Here is a 5,484-nt window from a genome sequence, read left to right as displayed (position 1 = left end):
TTCTCCAGTTCCGGGCGGAACACTTCAAAATCCACAGTCCGGGAAAACGCTTCGAGCTGGTCACCAAGTCCGCTCAACCGGGCAAGCCGCTCTTCAACATCAAAGAAACCCGGCTGCTTCATGATCCATACTCCAATCAACGCAAGAGAAATGGAATCATAGAGAACAGGTCAGAGCCAAGGGGTTTTTCGATCCCTCCAGGTCGGTGGTCCGATCTCGTGTCGAGCATGTCTTTGCCGATCAGACGGGGCTGCTCGTCCAAACCGTCGGCATCACCCGAGCCACCACGAGGATCGGACTGGCCAATATTGTCTATAACATGCGCCGCATCCTCTTCTCTTCCGGGAGCAGAGGATTAACGCCCACGTGTAGTACAGAGTTAAACCTTTACGCTCTGTGGCAGAAGCGGAGTAAAAATTCAGGATCAGGAACCATCAATCAATACATTAGAAACCTGAAATCGGGAGAAGGAGCCGTCGATTAATGGTTCTTCGATCCCCCAGTTGTTTTCTGTTCGAGTGCTTATTTCTGCATTATGTTGCCCAATATGGCAGCCCGATGAAGGGCATCATAACAGCGACGTTCTCGTATGGCGTATGTAAATTCCTTGATGGTCAACGGCATCCCTTGTCGGATCTTGGGTAGCAGTGCGTCGGCAATATGAGGCTTAATTCGTGTTTGTGGGCGATGACGTACATAAAAAAACGGATCACTAATCGCATAACGAAGCGCATGACGATCCTGCTCTGGATCCGGTATATGCTGGCGTAGATATTGTTCCCATTTTTCAAGGTCACTTAGCTCAGGGGGCACCTCCACTTCCTCTGGAATGGCAAATAGACGTGCTTTCCGGAGTAAGGGAAAAGATCGACTTGTGAAGCGGACAATGAGGGCGCTCAGAACAAATCCACCCAGGATAGGAAAAAACCAGAAAAAGACACTGGCAGGGCTAAGTAGGTGACCAGAGACAAGTGACATTAACGCGACTGTCTGTGCTGGTACGAGCAGCACCTGTCTGTAAAGAAGGTAGGAACACAGCAAACCAATCACCATAACCCACCCAAAGTGTCGAAAGCAGTCAAGCCAAGGCAAAGGAGCGTCGTCTCGTTGCTGTGTGCCCCAGGAAACACTTTTACGGATCGCCCATTGCCACACGAATTTTGTGATGTAGATCATAATGATTGGCGCGAAAAACATTGAGAAAATTGTTTCTAGCAGGATCGAGACAATGATTTTCGTGCGTCCCCCATACAGTCTGGCACGGGGCTTCGAAAAATTAAGAACAATAGCCAAAATTCGTGGCAGAAATAGGAAAACCATGGATGCGGCAAGCATCAGCATGGCGGGCACTTCCACAGTCGACATAGCTCCCAGATTTAATGTGCCATGGCGAAGAAACGATACCATCGAATAGGCTGATACGAATAAAAACGCGGCCCAGAGTGGTGCAGAAAGATATCCCATCAACCCATTTAGGAAGGTCTCACGATGGATGGTATGCAGGCCATTAACAAAAAGAAAACGTAAATGTTGCAGATTCCCCTGCATCCAGCGTCGCTCCCGGATAAGGAAGCCTAAAATATTCGCTGGGATTTCCTCATAACTACCTTTGAGTTCAGGCATAAACCATACTTCGTACCCCATGCGTGCCATCATGGCGGCTTCAATAATATCATGGCTCAGGGGTTTGCCGCCCCAAGGCGAACTTCCCGACAACTCCGGCAAAATGCAGTACTTGATGAAAGGATCCATCCTAATGATGGCATTATGCCCGATATACTGGGCGTGCCCCATATACATTGCTTGTAGACTGTATGAGAAAGCAGACCCATACAGGCGACCAGCAAACTGCTGCATGCGACCGAAGAGGCTTTCGCGTAAAATTGGCGTCGGATTGCTTTGCAGTATCCCCAGTCGGTGATTTCCTTCCATCATGCGCACCATTGAATGGATAGTGCCCCCATTCATGATACTATCCGCATCCATGACGACCATATACTCGTAGGTTTTACCCCAGCGGCGACAGAAATCGATTACGTTGCCAAGCTTGGCATTATGATTTGACGGTCTCCAACGGTAATAAAATCTTGCATCCGGATTGGCGGCTTGTGCTGTATGGAGAGCTGCCTGTTCCGCAACCCAGTACTCGGGCTTCCGACTGTCAGACAATAGGAAAAGATCATACTGACTGGCGTAGTCTGGGGCATGTCGTTTGATGGACTCCCACGTAGCCGTCAGGCCTGCGACAACGCGTGCAGCATCTTCATGGTATACCGGATAAATGATTGCTATGCGAATGTTGGCTCGTGGATCCCGCGCGGTATGGCTAGGGTGCCACGGATTGCCTGCCGGACCTCGTAATGCGTGCCATGAACCAAGTCCAAGCTTTGCGAAAGTTGCGATCATGAAATAGGTCATGATCGCATAGATAATCAGGTATGCATGGCGCCAGTTATCCGAGATGTGTTCTGTGACCAGCGTAATGTTGGAGATAATCGTCATCAACGCGGTTAGACCAAGAGAAAAAATCATCGCAAGCTGGCGCCGCCGGTCTACGACCTTCGGCCACAGGGGCGGCTCTCCAACAGGCTGATGGGTCTCTTCTACTTTGCGCAGGCGATTCCGCAGATTGATCCGCCAGTTGGTTTCCAGGAAAGGGGTTCCGATGGGAACGCGGTCTGGAACAGGCTGAAAATCATTTTCCTGCTTTTCACTTAACCAGCGATGGAGATCATCCCAACTCTTAAGATGTGTAGCAGTATATGCGGCCTCCTGTTTAGAAAGGCCTGCATAATAGAGATAAGATTCAAAATTAACCGTCGACACAAGCAGCTATACTTATTCGTCAGCGGGCGATTGTTGCTGGAAGTGCCATCTGAAAGATGGTGTTCAGCACGCGGGAAACGGGAATAATAGGCGATTCCGCCACATATACAATGTCCCGATCTTCGATAGGGAAGGTCTGGGCTGTCAGAATTCCGACCCCACTATTAAAATCAAAATCATAGAGAGCACTGCCGGTTTTCATGCTCTGCCGAAATACGAAAATATGCCGTGCATTGGCCGCGTTTGGATTTAGCCCCTGAGCTTGCGCAAGAACCTGCGCCAACGACGGAACCTCACCAAAGCCATAGCTTCCCGCCCGGGTCGCGCCGCCACCAAGAACCAGAGCCTGAACTGTTGGCTGGGAGTGGACGATCAGTTTGTCTCCCGGCTGCAATGCAATGGCGTTCTCTAGTGCACTGGCAATAGGTAGTGTTACAGGATCCTTTCCTGCACGATAGACGCTGACAGTTGTCGCCGTCTGCTGGCCGGGTACTGCGGCGCTGGAAGATGCTGCCGATGCATTCCCCATCGACAATGTCAGAGCTTCTGCCATGGTAAGTCCACCAGGACTCCAAGGAAGAATGCCTGGCTTTCCTACGGATCCAGTAACGAGAATGCTGCTCCGTGATCCGCCTGCGATTGTTACGGTCGCTGATGGCGACTGCAGTACGTGTAAAGATTCATAGTAATGATTGATGGTTTGTTCGGCCTGAGGACCTGTCAGTCCTGCAAGATGCACACTTCTTATATACGGCAGAGAGACATTGCCATGTACATCAAGCTGGAAATTTCCCAAAGGAAGGGGAGCAGGTCCGCCGCTGTCACTGGTGGACTGGGCCTGGCCAGGCAAAGGAGAAAATGTCCAAAGTGCAATTTGGATACTGTCTCCAGGATGCAGACGATAATCCCGCTTTTCAAAAGATCCGGAAAGAGCAGTCAATGCAGCATCAAGCAACGCCTGCTGCCGCGCCCGGGATGCCAGAATCATCTGATTGGCCAGAGCCGGAGTTACTTTGATGACTGCTGTATCGCGGGTTTCCTGGACCGTGCCCGCTAGCGGGCCGCCATTGGGTAGAGCGCACCCCGTCAAGGGCAGGCAGGCGATGATGGCGGCAGCAGAGCACGAGGAAAACGTTTTCATGAGAAGATGTGGCCTTGATTGCGCGCGGTAATACAAAATGGGTAAAGTTGACAGACCTGATCAGCCAGCAATGAGACGCAGGAGTACCGTAACTGCAGCGACTTCAAGCACGCGCCATAGGCGATGAGGCAGTTCCGGCGCGTGGGGTTCGGACGGAGCACTAATCATATTTAATGAATAATGGTTCTGACCGGCTTTGAACGATGCTTCTTGAGCCGCAATTTCTGCCTGTTTGAGCAAAGCGATGTCTGTCTCCCGGCGAAGGGTCAACGCATTATATGCGGGAGTAATCTGCGCAATTGTTGCAGCATTATGATTGACGCCCAATATTGCCTTTTCAAGCACTGCCATCTGAGACTGATAATTATAAACCATAGGGTTGTTGGCTGCGCCGTGAGTAAGTGCCTGATATTGAGCATTAAGATCAATATTTTTAGCGGTCAGACTCTGGACTTCCGTCAGGAGCGCTTCGTTGTACTGCTCTGGATCGTATATGCCTTTATCAGACCGGAATGCGGAAAGAGCCAGTTCGTCGGCGGTTATTGCGTCGCGAAGGGCATCTGCATGTTTTTTTGCCGTTGAAACAAAATTGTCTTCAGATGCCTGATTCATGGAATTGATGTGTGCAATTGCATCAGCCACAACTGCCCGAGCGATTCCAGATGCTACATTGGGCTCGAAACCGCGCACATTGATTGTCGTGATGCCACTGCGTTCATCGACATCCACAGCAACCTGATTTTGATAATAATGCCAACGTGCAACATCATTATTATGGAACAACATGCTGAGCCCACCGTAGCGGGCGTAGAGATCACCGCTTGAGTAAGCATGCGCCAAATCATACTGTGCATCAATCCGGCGATATTCATCCCAAGAACCGATGAAAGATTTCAGTACATACGCGCCGTCACTTGAGGAACCGGAACTTCCTGAGAGAAGTGAAGTCAGGCTATCCGTATCTTTGACAGGATTTGTTACAATCAGACTACTGGTTGAAACGTAGACTGGAGACGATAAAACCCCAAAATATAGTATGGAAATTGCATTCGGAATGAAAAGTGTAATAACATTGAGCGGAGAGCGCCAAAAGGGTCTTTTTGAGGCTGAAGCGCTTTTTGTCGAAGGGATGTGCGGCATTGTAACCTTTGCAGATCCAGACTTTGTATAGTTTTTTACTTTGTCTTCGGATTTCAAGATTTCTTCGTGCTTGAAATTCATTCGGGGAGGCGCCTTATCGGAGATCTGCATTGGAGGTGAACTTGAAGTTTCATTTCTAAAATTTTACCTGGCGGCTCTTAGCTCAAAAGTTAAACTTACGTAACCCCCCATTATTCATTTCATTACAAAATGCGTTTTTTTTTGCTATGGCTGGTAGCGTCATAGATCTCATAGAAAATTCAAAATAGTATACATTTATACTTTATAAATACGGTATTTTAGGGCCTGTTAGGTCTTGAAAGACTGGCGGACGTGCATAGCTTTGTGTGATGAGCACGATGCAGTCTGTGATTTCC

3 protein-coding genes and 2 pseudogenes are annotated in these 5,484 nt (G+C 49.3%); 1 reads left to right on the top strand and 4 read right to left on the bottom strand.

Translation table 11 applies throughout. The features are described from left to right. Positions 1 to 122 (bottom strand): annotated as a pseudogene (locus JK208_RS15740) (IS5/IS1182 family transposase); the annotation flags it as partial. Positions 123 to 199: 77 nt separating this feature from the next. On the opposite strand from JK208_RS15740, the pseudogene JK208_RS15735 reads away from it, so the two are divergent. Further along, positions 200 to 337 (top strand): annotated as a pseudogene (locus tag JK208_RS15735) (IS5/IS1182 family transposase); the annotation flags it as partial. Between the two features lie 185 nt (positions 338 to 522). Here JK208_RS15735 and mdoH read toward each other — a convergent pair. From mdoH to JK208_RS15720, 3 genes are read right to left on the bottom strand one after another with little or no spacing between them, the layout of a single operon-like run. Next, positions 523 to 2,826, bottom strand: coding sequence for a glucans biosynthesis glucosyltransferase MdoH (mdoH, locus tag JK208_RS15730; RefSeq protein WP_211571884.1), 2,304 nt, complete (start codon positions 2,824 to 2,826; stop codon positions 523 to 525). Between the two features lie 19 nt (positions 2,827 to 2,845). Beyond that, positions 2,846 to 3,967: a polysaccharide biosynthesis/export family protein gene (locus tag JK208_RS15725; RefSeq protein ID WP_211571885.1), complete on the bottom strand. Its 1,122-nt coding sequence runs from the start codon at positions 3,965 to 3,967 to the stop codon at positions 2,846 to 2,848. A 60-nt stretch (positions 3,968 to 4,027) separates the two neighbouring features. After that, positions 4,028 to 5,188: a hypothetical protein gene (locus JK208_RS15720; RefSeq protein WP_211571886.1), complete on the bottom strand. Its 1,161-nt coding sequence runs from the start codon at positions 5,186 to 5,188 to the stop codon at positions 4,028 to 4,030. Between the last annotated feature and the right edge of the window lie 296 nt (positions 5,189 to 5,484).

The organism is Gluconobacter sp. Dm-74, from assembly GCF_018256135.1.
Taxonomy (GTDB): Bacteria; Pseudomonadota; Alphaproteobacteria; order Acetobacterales; family Acetobacteraceae; genus Gluconobacter; species Gluconobacter cadivus.
Note: the sequence above shows the minus strand (reverse complement) of the source record. Positions and strands in the feature narration are given on the sequence as shown.